This is a genomic window from Mucilaginibacter sp., from assembly GCF_028288205.1.
Classification (GTDB): Bacteria; Bacteroidota; Bacteroidia; order Sphingobacteriales; family Sphingobacteriaceae; genus Mucilaginibacter.
The window spans coordinates 18,817-37,415 of sequence record NZ_JAQBOD010000022.1 but is presented as its reverse complement, the minus strand read 5'-3'; the positions used below and the strand labels follow the sequence as shown (position 1 = coordinate 37,415).

Genomic DNA, 18,599 nt, shown 5'->3' with positions numbered 1-18,599 from the left:
AACTTTAATCTTTAAAAAATCAACCCTTCATTTTCTTCAATAAACTCTCAATCACTTTGGGGAAATGCTGATGCTCTAATTGCTGGCCCTTAAATTTTACCATTTCCAAATTATCGCCCGGTTCAATTTTAAATTTAGATTGATGGATGATCTCACCCTCGTCAAATTCTTCGTTCACAAAATGGATAGTAATGCCTGATTCTTCTTCGTTTGCAGCCAGTATGGCCTTATGCACATTATCGCCATACATGCCTTTGCCCCCATATTTGGGTAAAAGGGCAGGGTGCAGGTTAATAATTTTATTAGGGAAGCTTTTAAGTAGTGATGGTGGTACCAGCCATAAAAAACCGGCAAGTACAATAAGGTCAACCTGAAGGGTTTTCAGCATCCTTATTACATCATCTGTTTCATAAAATTCCTGGCGGGTAAAAACATGCGATGGTATCTCAAAATTATCGGCCCGCTGTAATACATAAGCTTGCGGATTATTAGTAAGTATCAATACAACTTCGGCCTCTGCATTGCGTTTAAAATGCTCCATTATTTTTTGAGCATTTGACCCTGATCCTGAAGCAAAAATGGCTATTCGTTTTTTCAAAATGGCGAATGAATATTATTTATGACCCAAATATAAACCTTTACACATTTTAATCACTATTGAACTGAAGCTTTTTGACGAACAAAACCATAACGTACAACTCTGCGTTTTGTAGTTGAGGTATGATTTGGTATATCGCCGGTTAATAATACCAGTGAGTAATCGCCAACATTCTCAATTTTAGCCGAAGCAAATGGTTTAGAGCTGCCTGCGGCTGTAGTGTCTTTACATACCATATCCGAACTGATGGATAACTGATCAGGAGCTAATAACCAGTGCCCGCTTGCTGTAGGTTGATGCAGGCAGTCAAAATTGGTATAGGTACAGGTATTATCTGTGTTAAATGTAAAAAGCTGGGTTGTATCGCACTTGGTATTTAAAGTATCAATTCTTTTTATGGTATCGCCAACAAACGATGTTACATTTACTGATGCCAGCTGCCACTTACCATTGGCAAAAAGCGTTTGTACAGAATTTTGCTTATCTTTTTTACAAGAATTGCTAAGCATGTTTATCAACAGTAAGCCCAGTATAAACAGAAATGGAATTTTAGTTTTCATTAAAAACAGATTGCTGCAAAAATAAGTAACCAACCGGCAATTATAACTGTTTTAAATTACTATTATTTTACAGGCAATTTTTAAGCTACTATATTTGCCTTATGCGAATACCTTTTGAACAACTTAAAGCCGAATTTAAACGTGTGCTTACTAATCTTAATTTCCCTGCCGAAAAAGCCGACCTATGCGCGCAAGTCTTTGCCGAAAACAGCAGGGATGGTGTTTATACACACGGACTGAACCGTTTCCCCACATTTGTACGTTATATAAAAGAAGGCGTTATACTTGCAGAGGCATCGCCGACAAAAGTTAATGGCCTGGGGGCAATGGAACAATGGGATGGTAATTTGGGCCCCGGTATGCTTAACGCCCGTTTTTGTATGGACAGGGCAATTAGCCTTGCCAAAGAAAATGGCATAGGGTGTGTAGCTATTAAAAACACCAACCACTGGATGCGTGGTGGTACTTATGGCTGGCAAGCTGCCGAAGCAGGATATATAAGCATAAGCTTTACCAATGCCGCGGCAACCATAGTGCCGTGGGGAGGCACAACAACTACACTGGGTAATAATCCGTTGGTTATTGCTGTACCGCGAAAAGAGGGGCATGTGGTGTTGGATATGGCCATATCGCAATTTTCATTTGGTAAAGTGTTACAGTATCAAAGTTATAACGAACAATTGCCTGTGCCCGGTGGATATGATAAGGAGGGTAATATAAGTACAGATGCCACAGTTATAGCCGCGTCAAAAAGGTTATTACCCATCGGTTTCTGGAAAGGTTCAGGATTAGCCATGGTGCTCGACCTGCTGGTTACTGTATTAAGCCAGGGTCGATCTGTAAAACAGATCGGCGAGCGTGAAACGGAATCGGGCGTATCGCAGGTATTTATAGCAATAAAGCCACAGGATGGCCAACAAACAGATGACCTTATAGAAGAAATATTGAACTATACCAAAAGCAGCGCGCCCGTAAATCCGAATAAACCGGTTTCTTATCCGGGTGAAAATACTTTAAAGACAAGGAAGAAAAATATTAATGAAGGGGTGTTGGTGGATGAGAAGATTTGGGCGGAGGTGCATGCGCTCTGAACTGCCTGAGCTAACCTGATCTACCCTGACCCAGGTTATTGTCTATAAAATAAAGACTTGCGAAGTTTTTAAAACTTCACAAATCAGGCATTAGAAATATTATATTTGTATTGAAATGCAGTTATCAGCTAATGACATACAGATAGTGAAGGATTATTTTTCCGGGCAACCGGTGATAAAGGCCTATGTATTTGGTTCGTTTTCCCGAAATGAAGCTGAACATGACAGTGACGTAGATATTTTGGTTGACCTTGATTATTCAAAGCATATAGGGCTTGGATTTGTCACCATGCAATCAGAACTTCAACAAAAACTGCATAAAAAAATAGACCTGATCTCCTCTAAAGCTGTGTCAAAATATATAAAACCTTTTATTGAAAAAGACAAAGTTTTGATTTATGAAAGGTAAAATTGGCGATCGCCAGCGATTACTTCATATTTTGGAAGCGATCAATGAAATTCAGCTTTATACCTCAAAAACAGATTTAAAATCTTTCCTTGCAAATTCAATGATGCGATTTGCCTGCATTAAACAAATTGAAATAATTGGTGAAGCTGCAAATACAATAACTCCCGAAACCAAAGCCATTTTTACCGATTTGAAATGGAAATAGATAATAGGAATGCGCCATATTCTTGTCCATGAATATTTTGGTGTGGATTTCGACCTGGTTTGGCAGGTTATTATTGATGATCTGCCTTCGTTGAAAGAGAAGATATTTAGTCTTATCAATAGAACTTCTTAATTATGAAAAGGATTAGGGCTTACATCATCCCCTCAAACTTTTCCCAAAATCCATCTTTAGGTACAGGTGCTATAATTAATATGGGTTCTTTTTTTATAGGATGGATAAACTGCAGCCTGCGAGCATGCAGGCAAATGCTTTTACGCAGGCTGCCGCGCGGGTAACCGTATTTATTATCGCCAACTATTGGGCACCCTAAGGTGGATAACTGCACCCTTATCTGGTGCGGGCGACCGGTTATCGGATCAACTTCAATTAAATAATATCCTTCCAGTTCACCAACCAGTTTATAATTTAACTCAGATCGCTGGCTGCCCGGCACTTCACGATCATATGCTTTGGTCACGTTTTTCTGCGGATTTTTTATCAGGTAATGAACCAAAGTGCCGGCTATTGGATTAGGCCTTTTGCGCACTACGGCATAATAGGTTTTATGCATTTCGCGAGCCTTGAACATTTTGTTTATCCGCTCAAGCGCCTTGCTGGTTTTAGCAAACAGAATAACGCCGCTCACGGGCCTGTCCAGCCGGTGTACTACGCCTAAAAAAGCGCCGTTAGGTTTGTTATATTTTTGGGCAATGTATTTCTTTACCTTTTCATCCAGCGATTCATCCCCGGTATCATCTACCTGCACAATATCGCCCGCGCGTTTATTCACGGCAATCAAATGGTTATCCTCATAAAGAATATCCTTCTCGGTAATATCGTAACTGGTATAATTAAATTCGGGTCTGGCCATTGTGATTAAGTCTTTAGTCGTGAGTCTTTAGTCGTAAGTCTTTAGTGGTTATTGAAATCTTCTGACTTCTGACTTCAGACGTTCGACTTCAGACTATCAATACTGCTCCTGCTCATTCGGGAAACGCTGCCCCTTTACATCGCTAACATAGCTTTTGATAGCGCTGTTCATTACATCATATAAATTGGCATACTGGCGCAAAAAGCGTGGTTTAAATCCTTTGTTAATGCCCAGCATATCATGTATAACTAAAACCTGCCCGTCGCAATGCTGCCCGGCGCCAATGCCTATGGTTGGTATTTGCAGGCTTTCAGAAACCTCTTTAGCCAGTTTTGCAGGTATTTTTTCAAGTACAATACCAAAACAACCAAGGTCTTGTAGCTTTAATGCATCTTCGCGTAATTTTTGCGCTTCGGCTTCTTCTTTTGCGCGTACAGTATAGGTGCCAAATTTATAAATAGACTGCGGCGTTAAACCCAGGTGGCCCATAACCGGTATGCCCGCGGTTAATATGCGGCTCACCGATTCGGCAATCTCAACGCCCCCTTCAATTTTCACACCGTGCGCACCAGATTCTTTCATGATGCGTATGGCAGAGCTTAAAGCTTCTTTAGAGTTTCCCTGGTAGGTACCAAAAGGCAGATCGACAATGATAAGGGCGCGATTAACGGCACGCACTACTGATGACGCATGATATATCATTTGGTCAAGTGTGATAGGCAAGGTAGTTTCATGGCCGGCCATTACATTTGATGCAGAATCGCCTACCAATATAATATCTACACCGGCGTTATCAACTATGGTAGCCATAGAGTAATCATAGGCGGTAAGCATAGATATCTTTTCGCCACGATTTTTCATTTCCTGTAATATGTGGGTGGTAATTCTTTTTACTTCTTTATGTACAGACATGGTAAATCATTTAATGCTTTATAATAAGCCATGCAAAGGTAGAAACTCTATGTTTATAAATTATTGAAATTTTACATTGAACAAATATTTAAAAATCATACATTTGCACCGTGAATCCGGAAGTTTCTTACTTCATCTTTCCAGTCAAATTTTACGGCGCGTTGCACCAAACCAGCCGTTATTTTAACCATTCAATTTATTTAAACAAATGACTTATTTCACCAAATTACCGGCAGTATTATTATTAGCTGATGGAACTGTTTTTTATGGCAAAGCTGCCGGAAAGATTGGTACTACTGCCGGCGAAATTTGTTTTAATACCGGTATGACCGGTTATCAGGAAATTTTTACAGACCCATCATACTTCGGCCAGATAATGGTTGCTACCAACGCGCACATAGGTAACTATGGCATTGCAGATATAGAGGTAGAATCTGGCAGCATACAAATTGCCGGGCTGGTATGTAAAAACTATAACATAGCTTACAGCCGCAAACAGGCTGATGAGTCTATACAGGATTATTTCCAGGAGCAAAACATAGTTGGTATATCAGATATTGATACCCGCCAACTGGTGCGCCATATCCGCGATAAGGGTGCTATGAATGCCATTATATCATCAGAAGTTTTAGATATTGAAGAACTAAAAATTAAACTGGCAGAAGTGCCATCAATGGATGGTTTGGAACTATCATCAAAAGTATCAACTAAAGAAACCTATACGTTTGGCGATGAGAGCGCGCCTTACCGCGTAGCGGTGCTTGACTTGGGTGTAAAGAAAAACATCCTGCGTAATTTTGACGACAGGGATGTTTATGCCAAAGTTTACCCGGCTAAAACCACATTTGCCGAAATGGAAAAAGATTTTGCGCCATCGGGCTACTTCATATCAAACGGCCCCGGCGATCCATCTGCCATGCCTTACGCTATTGATACCGTGAAAGAGATATTAGCGGCTGATAAGCCAATGTTTGGTATCTGTTTGGGCCATCAGCTACTGGCTTTGGCTAATGATATCCCAACCAAAAAAATGTTTAACGGTCACCGCGGACTGAACCACCCGGTAAAAAATATCATCATCAACCATTGCGAAGTAACCTCGCAAAATCATGGTTTTGGTGTGGTGCCAGAGGCAGTACGCGCATCTGATAAAGTAGAGATCACCCACGTTAACCTGAACGACCAATCGATAGAAGGTATAAGGGTGAAAGATAAAAAAGCGTTCTCGGTACAATATCATCCTGAGTCGTCACCCGGCCCGCATGATAGCAGGTATTTGTTTGATGATTTTATTAAGCTGATGAAGTAACATCATAAATGACCAACACTTTAGAGACGCGAGTGGGCGAATAACTGCATAGTATAGATTTGACAACTTTTTAAAAGTTGTCAAATCTAATTGCTGTTGATTAATGAATCAGGCGATAGCCGACACAAACATGTCGTACATTGATTAGCAAGTGAAGAGATTGCTTCGTTCCTCGCAATGACGCGCTGAAAAGAAATTCACCGACACCAAATCCACAATCTCCTTTTTAACCGACGGATAGCAGATCAATTCCACCCATTCACCGATAAAATCCCCCGTTTTACCTAATAACTATGTGTAGATTTTGATTTTGAGGCCACATTTGTCCTATAAATCATCACTAACTATGACAACGTTATTAACCGTACCTGCAATGATAATAATAACCAAGTTTATTGCTCATGCCGTTGCAGCAATCCATTTATTAGGTCATTTAGTAAAATAAATAGCTACCTACCTGTGTTTATTCGGATTACTGTAATAAAAACAGTAATCCGCTAAAAACTCATTGATATTCCAATTTTCTGCAGCATTTTTACGCTATGGTAAAACAACCCATTATCACTGTAAAAAACCTGGTGAAAAACTATGGCGATTTTAAGGCCGTAAAGGGCATTAGCTTTGAAGTATATGAGGGCGAAATATTTGGTTTACTTGGTCCCAATGGCGCCGGCAAAACTACCACCCTCGAAATTATTGAAACCCTGCGCGACAAAACATCCGGCGAGATAACTGTTGATGGTTTTAATATTGAAACCGATGCCGCCAATATCAAAAAGCGCATAGGCGTACAGCTACAGGCCGCGGGCTATTATCCAAATCTAAATCTTACCGAATTGATTAATCTTTTTTGCGGCCTTTACGGGATTGAGCGTAGCCCGATAGAAATGCTGGAAAAAGTAGCCTTGACTGATAAAGCCAAATCAAAGTATAAAGAGCTTTCCGGTGGACAAAAACAGCGGTTCTCTATCGCCACCACTTTAATTAATAACCCACGTATTGTATTTTTAGATGAGCCTACAACGGGCCTCGACCCACAGGCGCGCCGTAACTTATGGGACCTGATACGCGATATACGCGACCAGGGAACTACCGTTGTTATCACCACTCACTACATGGACGAGGCCGAAGTGCTTTGCGACCGCGTTGCGTTTGTTGATGGCGGTAATATAATAGGTGTAGATACGCCAGATAACTTTATTGATAAACTGGTTGAATCCGGTTTCGAGCGCAAAAAGGAGGTAAAACTGGCTAACCTGGAAGATGTGTTTATTAACATGACCGGTAAAGAGTGGCGGGAAGAGTAGCCCAGTTGGCAGTTTTCGGTTTGCAGTTAGCAGCCAATAGTGACTCAATGATTAATGACAAATAACCCAATGACAGATAAACCATACAGTAACCTTCATGCAACCCTGGCTATTGCCAAAGCGAGTTTCCGTTCTATTGTACGCAGCCCATCGTCGGTGGTGTTTACATTACTTTTTCCGTTGATATTTATATTGGTGTTTGGCTTTATCAGCGGGGGCAGTGTTATTTCTGTTGATGTTGGTGTGGCTAAAACTAATGATACCATTAACCCGGTTTACCAGGCATTAAAAAAAGTCAGCGTGGTGCGGTTGATCCACAACCAAACTCCTGAGCAAATGCGGGCCAACCTTCAAAAAGGCAGCATTGATGCCATAATGAATATTCAAAAAAATACTAAGCCGCCTTACTTTACTGTAAATATTCAATCCAGCAAAGCATCGGGCGATAAGATCAGCATTCTGAAATCGGCTTTAAATAATATTTTTTTCCAGATCAACTCGCACGTGCCCGATGCTCCGCCGCCGGTTGCTGTAATAAAAGAAGACGCCATACAGGGCCGCGAGTATAAAACCATAGATTTTATTTTACCGGGGCAACTTGGGTTTGCCTTATTAAGCACAGGCGTATTCGGCACAGCCTTCGTTTTTTTAAGCCTGCGGATAACGCTGGTTATAAAACGCTTTTTTGCCACGCCGGTAAAACGATACAGCATTGTAATTGGCGAGGCATTAGCCCGCATATCCTTCGCTTTAATCGGTGCTTTATTTATTATTACCATTGGTCGCTTTGCTTTTGGGTTTACGCTGGTGCACGGGTTTGTCACGGTAATAAATATGCTCATACTCTCCTTTATTGGAGTGGTTGTTTTTATGGGTTTTGGGTTTACAGTATCAGGCATAGCTAAAAATGAAAGTTCTGTGCCGCCTATTGCTAATATGATAACACTGCCTCAGTTTTTGTTGTCGGGTACGTTTTTTTCTATTAACGTGTTCCCGGCATGGCTGCAACCTATCAGCAGGGCATTGCCGTTAACTTATTTAAATGATGCCATGCGTAAAGTAGCATTCGAGGGTGCAAGCCTGATGGATGTATCGCATCAAATATTAATTATGTGTTTATGGGGTGTGGGTATTTATTTTGTGGCTGTTAAAACGTTTAAGTGGGAGTAATTGTCTGAACCATGATTTTTAGGATTTGAGGATTGTCTTGATTACAATATCTAATAATCCTAAAATCATGGTTCAGATAAATAAATAATGTGATATGAAATTTTCTTTTTTCTATTTAGCAATTGCCCTGTCATTTCAAATTGCTATATTAAATGCCCAACCCCGCGGTATACATATTAGCTGGAACGGCACTGGCAAAACAGCAACTACCATGGCTGTTACCTGGTTAAATGATAATACAGATAACGGCGTTGTTAAATATGGAACTAAGGCCGAAAACTTAGATCAAACTGTAACAGCTATTGAAGCTTTTTCATCGGGCGTTAAAACTTATGTTAGCAAAGCCACCATCCAAAGTCTTAAACCTGCCACCTATTATTTTTATAAAGTGGGGTCGGATAGAAACGGATGGAGCGCGGTATATAAATTCAAAACGGCCCCTGCCGACGGTGATAAATCAAAAATATTCATCGGCCTTTGGAGCGATACCCAGAATAACGGCGGCAATCTCAATTTCGAGCAAACAGACACCATAGTAAAACAATTAAGCAAGAACACTTATGATTTTACTATCCATACCGGCGATATTGTAGAGAACGGCTCAGTCGCCAAAAGCTGGAACGGCTATTTTAATACAGGGCAGCCTGTTAATTCAAATATGCCGTTAATGTCTGTACCGGGTAATCATGATGTGGTGAATGATACTACTTCAAAAATCTTTCAGCGCCCTTTTCCTGTATTTTTTGAACTGATGAATTTGCCCGGGGATCAGTTGAACTATTCATACAATTATGGTAACGCGCATTTTATCGCTATCAATTCAGGTTACGCGCAGGGGGCAGAAAAAGTTGGGAAGGTTTTGTTTGCAGAAAATTCTGAAGAATATAAGTGGTTGGAAGCCGACCTGAAAAATGCAAGGCAAGACAAAAACGTTAAATGGATAATTATGTACTCGCATTATCCATTGTTTGTTTTTGGTGTGAGCCATATCCAAACCTGGCAAAATCATATACAGCCATTAGTTGATAAATATAAGGTCGACTTATACATAGCGGGCCATCGGCATGTATACGAAAGGCATAAAGCTATAAAGGGCACTCAAATATTTGAACAGGCCGATGTGCACGTTTACAACAAGCCACAGGGCACTGTTTATGTAAACAATGGCTCAAGCGGCGGCTCATTGCAAGGTGCAGGTGGCTGGGATATGCCCGATATGTTATTTACACCACGGCAAAAAATATACACCTATTCTGAAATGACCATCCAGGGTAATACCATTGCGTACAAAGTATTTGACAAACAAGGTAACCCGGTTGATTATTTCAAACTCATTAAAGATTAACATTAGGTAATAAAACTGTTAATCTTAAAGTAATTTCCCACTTATTTATTTGAAATTGTATCTTTGAAAAACTAAACGTTTTTGGTGTACTATTTACACTAAGTTATACAACCGAATAAATCGTAGAAAAAAATGAGTTTAATAATTGATGTTCACGCCCGCCAGATACTTGATTCGCGCGGAAACCCTACTATTGAAGTAGATGTATTAACCGAAAATGGCTATTTGGGCCGTGCCGCTGTACCTTCGGGTGCATCAACAGGTATCCATGAGGCTGTTGAGTTGCGTGATAATGATAAAGCTGTTTACATGGGCAAGGGCGTTTTAAAAGCAGTTGCCAACGTAAACGATATTATAGCTAAAGAATTACAAGGTATTGACGTATTCGATCAAAACAGTATCGACAAGATAATGATCGAATTAGATGGTACGCCTAACAAAGGTAAATTAGGTGCTAACGCCATTTTAGGTGTATCGCTTGCCGCTGCCAAAGCTGCCGCGCAGGAAAGCCGCCAGCCTTTATACCGCTACATTGGTGGTGTAAATGCTAATACCCTGCCAATTCCGATGATGAACATCGTTAACGGCGGTTCGCACTCTGACGCTCCTATAGCGTTCCAGGAGTTTATGATTATGCCGGTTGGCGCGTCTTCATTCTCTGAAGCACTACGTTGGGGAACTGAAGTTTTCCATAACTTGAAAAAGATATTACATGATCGTGGTTTATCAACCGCTGTTGGTGATGAAGGTGGTTTTGCCCCAACTTTTGAAGGTACCGAAGATGGTGTTGAAACTATTTTACAAGCTATTGAAAAAGCAGGCTACAAACCAGGCGAAGATATATATTTAGCGTTTGATTGCGCCGCGTCTGAATTTTACAAAGACGGCAAATACGACTACACCAAATTTGAAGGCGAAAAAGGCGCCATCCGCACCAGTGCAGAACAAGCAGAATATTTGGCTCAATTAGCAGAGAAATATCCGATCATATCTATTGAAGATGGTATGGCCGAGGATGACTGGGCAGGCTGGAAATTATTAACCGACCGTATTGGCGATAAAGTACAATTAGTAGGTGATGACCTGTTCGTTACCAATGTAACCCGCCTGCAAAGAGGTATTGACGAAGAAACTGCAAACTCTATCTTGGTAAAAGTTAACCAGATAGGTTCATTAACAGAAACTATTAACGCGGTAAGCCTGGCACAAACGCATGGTTACACATCAGTAATGAGTCACCGTAGCGGCGAAACCGAAGATGCTACTATTGCTGATTTAGCAGTAGCTTTAAATTGCGGACAAATAAAAACAGGTTCGGCTTCACGGTCTGACAGGATAGCTAAATACAACCAGTTATTACGTATTGAGGAAGAATTAGGCGCTAACGCTAAGTTCATCGGCAAGAACTTTAAGTTTTTGAAGAAATAATATCCGCCGCGAATTTTTCGAATTAAGGCGAATTTCACGAATTGAAAAGGCTCCGATTTATCGGGGCCTTTTGTTTAAAGTGTAGGTGTATACGGTAAGTGTATACACCATATACACCTATATACACCCATATACACTGGCAAAATGGTGTCACCATTAATTTGAAAAAGTTAGTCGGGATTGAAAATTAGGAGTGTTCGAAAGATTCTAAAAAGAGTGGCGGGCCGTGCGATTCCCCTCTTGAGAGGGGTGTAGGGGTGTGTTTCGCAAGGCGGCTAAACACACCCCTGCAGCCACACCGCCAACCGCGCCCCCTCTCAAGAGGGGAACTTATTAGCATATTAAATCTTTCGAACACCCCTAATTGAAAATCCGGACTAACAGGATGAGTCCTCGCGTTAAGGATTGCAGCGGATACCGGCCTTGCGCCTAATGCCTGCAGGCGTATGAGCGAAAAGCCTGCCCCGAAGGGAACGCCCATATTATTATCATCTTTTTCTTCTTACCAAACAAATCTCCTAACACAAAACCCACCAACACCATCATCAATATCTCTACCCAACACACATCCCAAATAAAAACCGTATCTTTGCGCAAATAATTTAATACCCGTTAGCTTTACGGTTTTGATCACCGACAAACTCTTCAGATCCGCTATGCAATCGCGTTAGCACATAAATAATAAGAAACAATACATGTCATTCGAAAATTTAAACTTGATTGAGCCTATTCTCAGGGCTTTAAAAACTGAGGGATATACCACACCTACACCTATACAAGAGCAAGCAATACCTATTGTACTGCAACGCCGCGACCTTTTGGGCTGCGCGCAAACCGGTACCGGTAAAACTGCTGCTTTCTCTATACCCATTTTGCAGTTATTATACCAGGACAGGTTACAGCATAAAGAACAAAAAACCATTAAGGCGCTGATATTAACTCCAACGCGCGAACTGGCCATACAAATTAACGAGAGCCTTGCCGCTTATGGCAGGCATACCGGTTTAAAACATTTGGTAATTTACGGAGGTGTATCACAAAACCCGCAAACCGAGGCCTTGCGCCGCGGGGTGGATATTTTGGTTGCTACACCGGGCCGTTTATTGGACCTGATGAACCAAAAATATGTTCACCTTGACCACATTAAAATGCTGGTGCTTGATGAAGCCGACCGTATGCTGGATATGGGTTTTGTGCATGATGTAAAAAAGATTATAGCAAAGGTACCTGCCAAAAGACAGACCCTGTTCTTCTCGGCAACTATGCCTAATGAGATTCAACAACTGGCTAATACCATATTAACTAACCCGGAGAAGGTGGAAGTTACCCCGCCGTCATCAACTGCCGATACTATACAGCAGGAACTTTACTATGTAGAGAAAAATGATAAGCGGTTATTATTGGTGCATATATTAAAAGATAAAGATATTAAAACCGCGCTGGTATTTACCCGTACCAAACACGGTGCCGACAAAGTAGTGAAGGACCTGGTTAAAATTGGCATTACTGCCGAGGCTATCCACGGTAATAAATCGCAAAACGCGCGTCAAAGGGCGTTGACTAATTTTAAAGCCCGTACCACACGTGTTTTAATAGCCACAGACATTGCCGCGCGCGGTATTGATATTGATGAGCTTACCCACGTAATAAATTACGAGATACCAAACATCCCCGAAACGTATGTACACCGTATTGGCCGTACAGGCAGGGCAGGGGCAAGCGGTATAGCTATGACTTTTTGCGACCAGGAAGAGATTGACTTTTTAAAGGATATACATAAACTGATAGGTAAACTAATACCTGTTAACGATGGACATCCGTATGTAATGAGTCCGCAAAGTATAGTTGCCAAACATGCCGACAGTCAAGCAAAAGGCGGCGGCGGACGTACCGGCGCGCCTAAACGTGGTCGTGGGTTTGGCAAAAGTAACCGTGGTGGTGGCGGTGGTAGCCGTCCTGCCGGCAAGCCGGATGGTAACCTAAGTGGCGGCAGGCCAAGCGGCAATCGCCGCAGAGATTAATGATTAGTGATTAGAGATTAGCTAATCAACCAATCTCTAATCACCAACCTCTAATCATAACTTTCGTTAATAATTTAAATAAAATGTTAACACTGGCTTAATACCATCGTGTTTCAAAAGCTATACATTTACTATATGAATTATAAGCTCACATTTAGTTTTTTGTTGATCATTGGCGCTGTTAACACTTCTTTTTCGCAGCAACATTTAAAATTGAACCATGTTGTGCCCAAACAACCGGTTGTTATGATTATGATGGATGGCTTTGGCAAGCCTTACCTTGACGCGAGCGATATGCCTGTGCTTAAAAGCCTTTTGGCTAAAGGCCTCTATAAAATAGCTAAAGACATGACGCCCTCGGTTACTAACTGTAATAACGCTGCTATTTGTACAGGTACTTTTCCGGAAGTTAACGGCATTGTTGGCAACAGTTTTTATAATTATAAAACCAATGAGGAAGAGTTGATGGAAGACTCCTCTTTAGTAATGGCGCCTACTATATTTACCCGGGCGGCTAAGTATGGCGTTAAATCAGCATTAATTTCAAGCAAGCTAAAAACAATTCATTTATTAGCAAAAGGCACCACCATTGCCATAAGCCCCGAAATAGCAACGGAAGAGTGGACAAATGCGATTGGCCTTCCGCCAGATAAATACTCCAGCGAGGTGAATTACTGGACCTTTAACGCCGCTATTCATCTTATGAAAACCCGTCCGGATATTGGTTTATACTACATTCATACCACCGATTACCCTATGCACATGTGGGAGCCTGGCGATGCCCGCTCCAAACTGCACCTGCACACAATTGACAGCCTGTTAGGCGTAATTGTTAAAACTTTGCCTAACGCCGCTATTTTTATAACTGCCGACCATGGCATGAACTATAAAAGTAAGGTTTGGGATATTACCAAAGCATTAGCCAACCGGGGTTTACCAATTAAGTTGAGCATTTCCGCTTCAAAAGACTTATATCCTAAACATCACCTGGGTTTTGGGGGCTGTGTATATGTTTACCTTAATAAAGCTGCCGATACTGCTAAAGCCAAAAAGATACTGCTAAGCCTGCCTGGTATTGAAACGGTTTATACCCGCCGGGAGGCCGTTGTCAAATTTCATGAAATGGCATCGCGCATTGGCGACCTGGTTGTTTTGGGTGATAAAAACACTGTTTTAGGTGAAGCCACAACTGAAACAGAAACACTGGCTGCAACTTACAGATCGCATGGCTCAGTTTATGAAGAAGATGTGCCGTTAATTATCTATAATATTCCTCATCCTGCAGCCACATATTTTAAGTACAATAAAGATTTGCTAAGGTGGCTATATTAAAGTGATAGTGGCTTTACCGGGTTCAGCATCCAGCAGGAAGTTGAGCTCCGGGTTACCATGCAGATAGGTTCTTTAAAATATGGAAACATATTAAGCTCTCGCAGATGACCCTCAATATTAGTAAGTTAATAAACATATTTGCATAGGTTGATCTTTTAGTTTAATTTTAACTTAAATTACCATTTACGTTTATGAAACGATTGATAGATCTTTTTAAAAACAAATATTTTTTGCTGTCGCTTGCCTTTGTGGTATGGATGGTGTTTTTTGATAAGAACGATCTGTTATCTCAATACCAGTATCACCAGGAAGTAAGTAAGCTAAAACAGGAGCGCGATTTTTACAAATTGCAAACCGCCAAAGTTAGCAAGGACCTTGATGAGCTAACCTCAAACCCCGAAAAACTCGAGAAATTCGCCCGCGAAAAATACTTGATGCGGAAAGATAATGAGGATGTTTTTGTGATTGTTAAAGAAAAGGCTGAGTAAATCTTCACCCTTGCTCTTCACCACGGGTCATTGCGAGCACCCACCAAGTGGCCCTGGAAAAAATCGTTATGACGTGTGAAAAAAAGGAAACTATATAAAACTCGGTGTCATTTCGACGAGGAACGAGGAGAAATCTATGCATTTCAATCCGTCTGCTTAGCACGTGTATAGATTTCTCACTATGTTCGAGATGGTAATTTTATTGTATTGATAATAAATAACTTACAATCACGTCATTGCGAGGAACGAAGCAATCTCTGCACTTGCTAATCAATTATGAAAAATGCTTAATGGGCCATATAAAAAAAAGCAACTTCCACAGTTGAATGTCCTACGTAGAGATTGCTTCGTTCCTCGCAATGACGATAAGGTTAATTTTTCTACATTTGAACCATGAGTATCCGGGTTGAAAATTTAAAAAAAATTTATGGGAAGCAAAAAGCGGTTGATGGCATAACTTTTAATGCAGAGCCGGGGGTGTTGGGCTTTTTGGGTCCGAATGGTGCAGGGAAATCTACCACCATGAAAATTCTGACAGGCTTTATTCCGCAAACCAGTGGTAAGGCAACGGTATGTGATTTTGATGTAAGCACCCAATCGCTCGAAGTTAAACGCAATATTGGCTACCTGCCAGAAAGTAATGCGCTTTACCTGGATATGTATGTAAAAGAATCTCTTGCTTTTATAGCCGGCATCCATAAAATACATGAGCCCGAAAAACGCATAGCTGATATAATTGAAATGACCGGGCTTGGACCTGAGCAGCATAAAAAAATAGGCCAGCTATCTAAAGGCTATCGCCAGCGTGTAGGTTTGGCACAGGCTATTCTGCATGATCCGCAGGTATTGATATTGGATGAGCCTACCTCGGGCCTTGACCCTAATCAACTAATAGGCATCCGCCAGTTAATACTTGACTTGGGTAAAACTAAAACCATTATTCTATCTACCCATATTATGCAGGAAGTGGAAGCGGTATGTAACCATGTTATTATTATTAATAAAGGAAAAATTGTGGCCAATGATACTTTGGCAGGATTGAGGGCGAAGAATAACGGGAATACTTTAGAAAATGTATTTATAAGTTTAACAAATAATAATTAAGCGTAAAAAATATAATATAAGGAATGTACTCAATCCTCAAAAAAGAAATTACCTCTTATCTAAGTTCATTGGTGGCCTATGTAACTATTGGCGTGTTCTTGCTGGTGCTGGGTTTGTTTTTATGGGTGTTCCCCGATTCAAGCTTATTAGATTACGGCTACGCCGGATTGGATGGCTTGTTTAGCACGGCCCCGTATCTGTTTATGTTTTTGATTCCGGCAATTACCATGCGGTCGTTAGCCGAGGAGCGTAAAGAGGGCACGTTTGAGTTGCTTTTAACCCGCCCGCTAACTGATCTTCAAATTGTATTGGGTAAATATTTCGCCGCTGTATTATTGGTGCTGTTTGCTTTGGTACCTACACTCACCTATTATTATTCGGTTTATGTATTGGGTACACCGCAAGGTAATATTGATACCGGCGCGGTTATAGGCTCATACATCGGTTTGTTTTTGTTGGGGGCAGCATTCGCGGCAATTGGTTTGTTTGCATCATCCATCACCAAAAATCAGATCATTGCTTTTACTATAGCGGTATTTTTATGTTTCTTTTTTTATAGCGGATTTGATTCATTAAGCAGCCTGCTTTCATTGCAAAATACAAACGTGCAAAGTTTGGGTATCAATGAGCATTACCAATCAGTAAGCCGCGGTGTGTTAGATACCCGCGATCTGGCCTATTTCATTGTATTGATAGCCATATTTATTTGGCTCACCCTGTTTGTGCTTTTAAAACAACACCAAAAGGCGTTAAACAAAAACATAACGCTGGGCGGTGTTGGTATTGTGTTGTGCGTAACCATTTTCACCAGCCTTGCATTTACCCGTATTGATTTTACTGCCGAAAAACGTTATACCATATCACCCATTAGCAGGCAAGTGTTAGATAGCTTGTCGAAACCTGTAAAAGTTACTGTTTACCTGCAGGGCGACCTAACCGGCGGCATGAAGCGCCTGAAACGTGCTACCAATGATATGCTGAGCGATTTGCAGGCTTACAGTCACCGTAAGCTGCAGTTTGAATTTGTTGACCCATTAAAGGGCCTATCAACCGAACAGCAAAACCAGGCCATACAGGACCTGCAATCAAGGGGCATAGAACCAACTTCATTAAGTGTAAAAACGGATGATGGGTTATCGCAAAAAACTATTTTCCCGGCGGCCATGGTATCAGCAAATGGCAAGGATATACCGGTTAAGCTGCTGTATGCCCAAAATCAAATGCGCCTGACGGCAGATGAGCAGCTAAACAATTCTATCCAAAACCTGGAGTACGCGTTTACATCGGCTATAAAAAAAGTAACGCGTGGCGGCAAGCCGCAAATTGGTTTTACAGCCGGGCACTATGAGTTGACCGACCTGCAATTAAATGATGCCATGAAAAGCTTGTCGGACGGGTTTGAGGTGGGTAGGGTTGATTTGAAAAATATTCCTTTTGATAGCCTGCTGAAAATAAAGCTAATAGTAATAGCCAAGCCCGAAAAGCCATTTACCGAGCTGGAGAAATTTAAGCTGGATCAATATCTGATGCGTGGCGGCAGGGTGCTTTGGACGATAGACCAGGTTAGCGCCGAACTGGATAGCCTGCGTGGCCGCGGCGGCGATCAGCTGGCGTTTGGCAAGCAGTTAAATTTAGACGATCAATTATTTGTTTATGGCATCCGCATAAATTATGATCTGATAGCTGATATGAGCTGCGCGCAAATACCCCTTAGCACAGGCAATATTGGCGGGCAGGCACAAATACAATTGGTGCCCTGGTTGTTTTACCCGATATTTATTCCATTATCCAAACATCCTGTAGTTAAAAATCTGGATGGCATATACAGTGAGTTCCCCAGCACTATCGATATACTGGATACCAAAGGCGTTGAAAAAACGGTGCTGCTGGCTACATCGCCCTATAATAAAAAAATGTCTGTTCCGCATATGCTGTCATTACAGGCGGTAGAGCAAGTGCCCGAGCCTAAAGATTTTCAAGGCATACCCAAAACTACTGCGGTATTGCTGGAAGGCAAGTTTGCATCGGACTTTAAGAACCGCCCCGTACCCGCCGACCTGAAAGAAAAAATTGCCATACAGGACGAAAGTAAACCCACCAAAATGATAGTAATAAGTGACGGCGATATATTTAAAAACCAGGTGGGCGCTGATGGTTCGCCATATCCGTTAGGGTATGATCATTATACGCAGCAAAACTTCGGCAATAAAAATCTGTTGCTCAATATTGCCGATTATATGACCGACGATTCGGGCCTGATATCCTTACGAAACAAAGAAATTAAACTGCGCCTGCTTAATAGAGCAAGGGTGCGCAGCGAGAAATTATACTGGCAGGTAATTAATACAATTATTCCTTTGTTATTAGTGTTAATATTTGCTATTTTTCAACATTATATCCGCAAGAGAAGGTATGCTCATTAAATTTTATACTTTTGACTAATTAACAC

Annotated in this window: 16 protein-coding genes and 1 pseudogene; 13 read left to right on the top strand and 4 right to left on the bottom strand. The window is 41.3% G+C overall.

The window, feature by feature from the left end; translation table 11 throughout:
• Positions 1-19 precede the first annotated feature (19 nt).
• Together purN and JWR23_RS05160 are read right to left on the bottom strand one after the other, a co-directional pair.
• Positions 20-598, bottom strand: a complete 579-nt coding sequence (gene purN / locus JWR23_RS05165) for a phosphoribosylglycinamide formyltransferase (protein WP_299513790.1) — start codon at positions 596-598, stop codon at positions 20-22.
• A 56-nt stretch (positions 599-654) separates the two neighbouring features.
• Positions 655-1,158, bottom strand: a complete 504-nt coding sequence (locus JWR23_RS05160; protein WP_299513788.1) for a hypothetical protein — start codon at positions 1,156-1,158, stop codon at positions 655-657.
• 101 nt (positions 1,159-1,259) lie between these two features.
• On the opposite strand from JWR23_RS05160, the gene yiaK reads away from it, so the two are divergent.
• From yiaK to JWR23_RS05145, 3 genes and pseudogenes are all read left to right on the top strand, one after another.
• On the top strand, positions 1,260-2,249 hold the full coding sequence (gene yiaK, locus JWR23_RS05155) for a 3-dehydro-L-gulonate 2-dehydrogenase (RefSeq protein WP_299513785.1): 990 nt from the start codon (positions 1,260-1,262) through the stop codon (positions 2,247-2,249).
• A 115-nt stretch (positions 2,250-2,364) separates the two neighbouring features.
• Entirely contained in the window at positions 2,365-2,658 is a 294-nt protein-coding gene (locus JWR23_RS05150; protein ID WP_299513782.1) for a nucleotidyltransferase domain-containing protein, read from the top strand.
• Positions 2,648-2,995 (top strand): annotated as a pseudogene (locus JWR23_RS05145) (DUF86 domain-containing protein). Before JWR23_RS05150 ends, JWR23_RS05145 begins: the two are co-directional and overlap by 11 nt.
• A gap of 19 nt (positions 2,996-3,014) precedes the next feature.
• On the opposite strand, the gene JWR23_RS05140 reads toward JWR23_RS05145, so the two are convergent.
• Positions 3,015-3,734 (bottom strand): RluA family pseudouridine synthase, encoded by a 720-nt coding sequence (locus JWR23_RS05140; protein WP_299513780.1) that lies wholly within the window; start codon positions 3,732-3,734, stop codon positions 3,015-3,017.
• 96 nt (positions 3,735-3,830) lie between these two features.
• The gene (panB, locus tag JWR23_RS05135; protein WP_299513778.1) at positions 3,831-4,646 is read right to left on the bottom strand and encodes a 3-methyl-2-oxobutanoate hydroxymethyltransferase; all 816 of its coding nucleotides are present in this window, start codon (positions 4,644-4,646) and stop codon (positions 3,831-3,833) included.
• Between the two features lie 208 nt (positions 4,647-4,854).
• On the opposite strand from panB, the gene carA reads away from it, so the two are divergent.
• The 10 genes from carA (at position 4,855) to gldG (ending at position 18,573) form a co-directional block, all read left to right on the top strand.
• A complete protein-coding gene (gene carA / locus JWR23_RS05130) occupies positions 4,855-5,955 on the top strand; it encodes a glutamine-hydrolyzing carbamoyl-phosphate synthase small subunit (RefSeq protein WP_299513776.1) in 1,101 nt (366 codons plus the stop codon).
• A gap of 542 nt (positions 5,956-6,497) precedes the next feature.
• A complete protein-coding gene (locus JWR23_RS05125) occupies positions 6,498-7,262 on the top strand; it encodes an ABC transporter ATP-binding protein (protein ID WP_299513775.1) in 765 nt (254 codons plus the stop codon).
• 69 nt (positions 7,263-7,331) lie between these two features.
• A complete protein-coding gene (locus tag JWR23_RS05120) occupies positions 7,332-8,432 on the top strand; it encodes an ABC transporter permease (protein ID WP_299513773.1) in 1,101 nt (366 codons plus the stop codon).
• A gap of 94 nt (positions 8,433-8,526) precedes the next feature.
• The gene (locus tag JWR23_RS05115) at positions 8,527-9,777 is read left to right on the top strand and encodes a metallophosphoesterase family protein (protein WP_299513770.1); all 1,251 of its coding nucleotides are present in this window, start codon (positions 8,527-8,529) and stop codon (positions 9,775-9,777) included.
• A 132-nt stretch (positions 9,778-9,909) separates the two neighbouring features.
• A complete protein-coding gene (gene eno, locus JWR23_RS05110; RefSeq protein ID WP_299513769.1) occupies positions 9,910-11,205 on the top strand; it encodes a phosphopyruvate hydratase in 1,296 nt (431 codons plus the stop codon).
• A gap of 695 nt (positions 11,206-11,900) precedes the next feature.
• Positions 11,901-13,226, top strand: a complete 1,326-nt coding sequence (locus JWR23_RS05105) for a DEAD/DEAH box helicase (protein ID WP_299513766.1) — start codon at positions 11,901-11,903, stop codon at positions 13,224-13,226.
• Between the two features lie 135 nt (positions 13,227-13,361).
• Complete coding sequence (locus tag JWR23_RS05100) at positions 13,362-14,558, top strand: alkaline phosphatase family protein (RefSeq protein WP_299513764.1); 1,197 nt, start codon at positions 13,362-13,364, stop codon at positions 14,556-14,558.
• Between the two features lie 191 nt (positions 14,559-14,749).
• A complete protein-coding gene (locus tag JWR23_RS05095; RefSeq protein ID WP_299513761.1) occupies positions 14,750-15,046 on the top strand; it encodes a septum formation initiator family protein in 297 nt (98 codons plus the stop codon).
• Positions 15,047-15,439: 393 nt separating this feature from the next.
• Positions 15,440-16,150 (top strand): ATP-binding cassette domain-containing protein, encoded by a 711-nt coding sequence (locus JWR23_RS05090; protein ID WP_299513759.1) that lies wholly within the window; start codon positions 15,440-15,442, stop codon positions 16,148-16,150.
• Between the two features lie 23 nt (positions 16,151-16,173).
• Positions 16,174-18,573, top strand: a complete 2,400-nt coding sequence (gene gldG, locus JWR23_RS05085; RefSeq protein ID WP_299513757.1) for a gliding motility-associated ABC transporter substrate-binding protein GldG — start codon at positions 16,174-16,176, stop codon at positions 18,571-18,573.
• Positions 18,574-18,599: the final 26 nt, after the last annotated feature.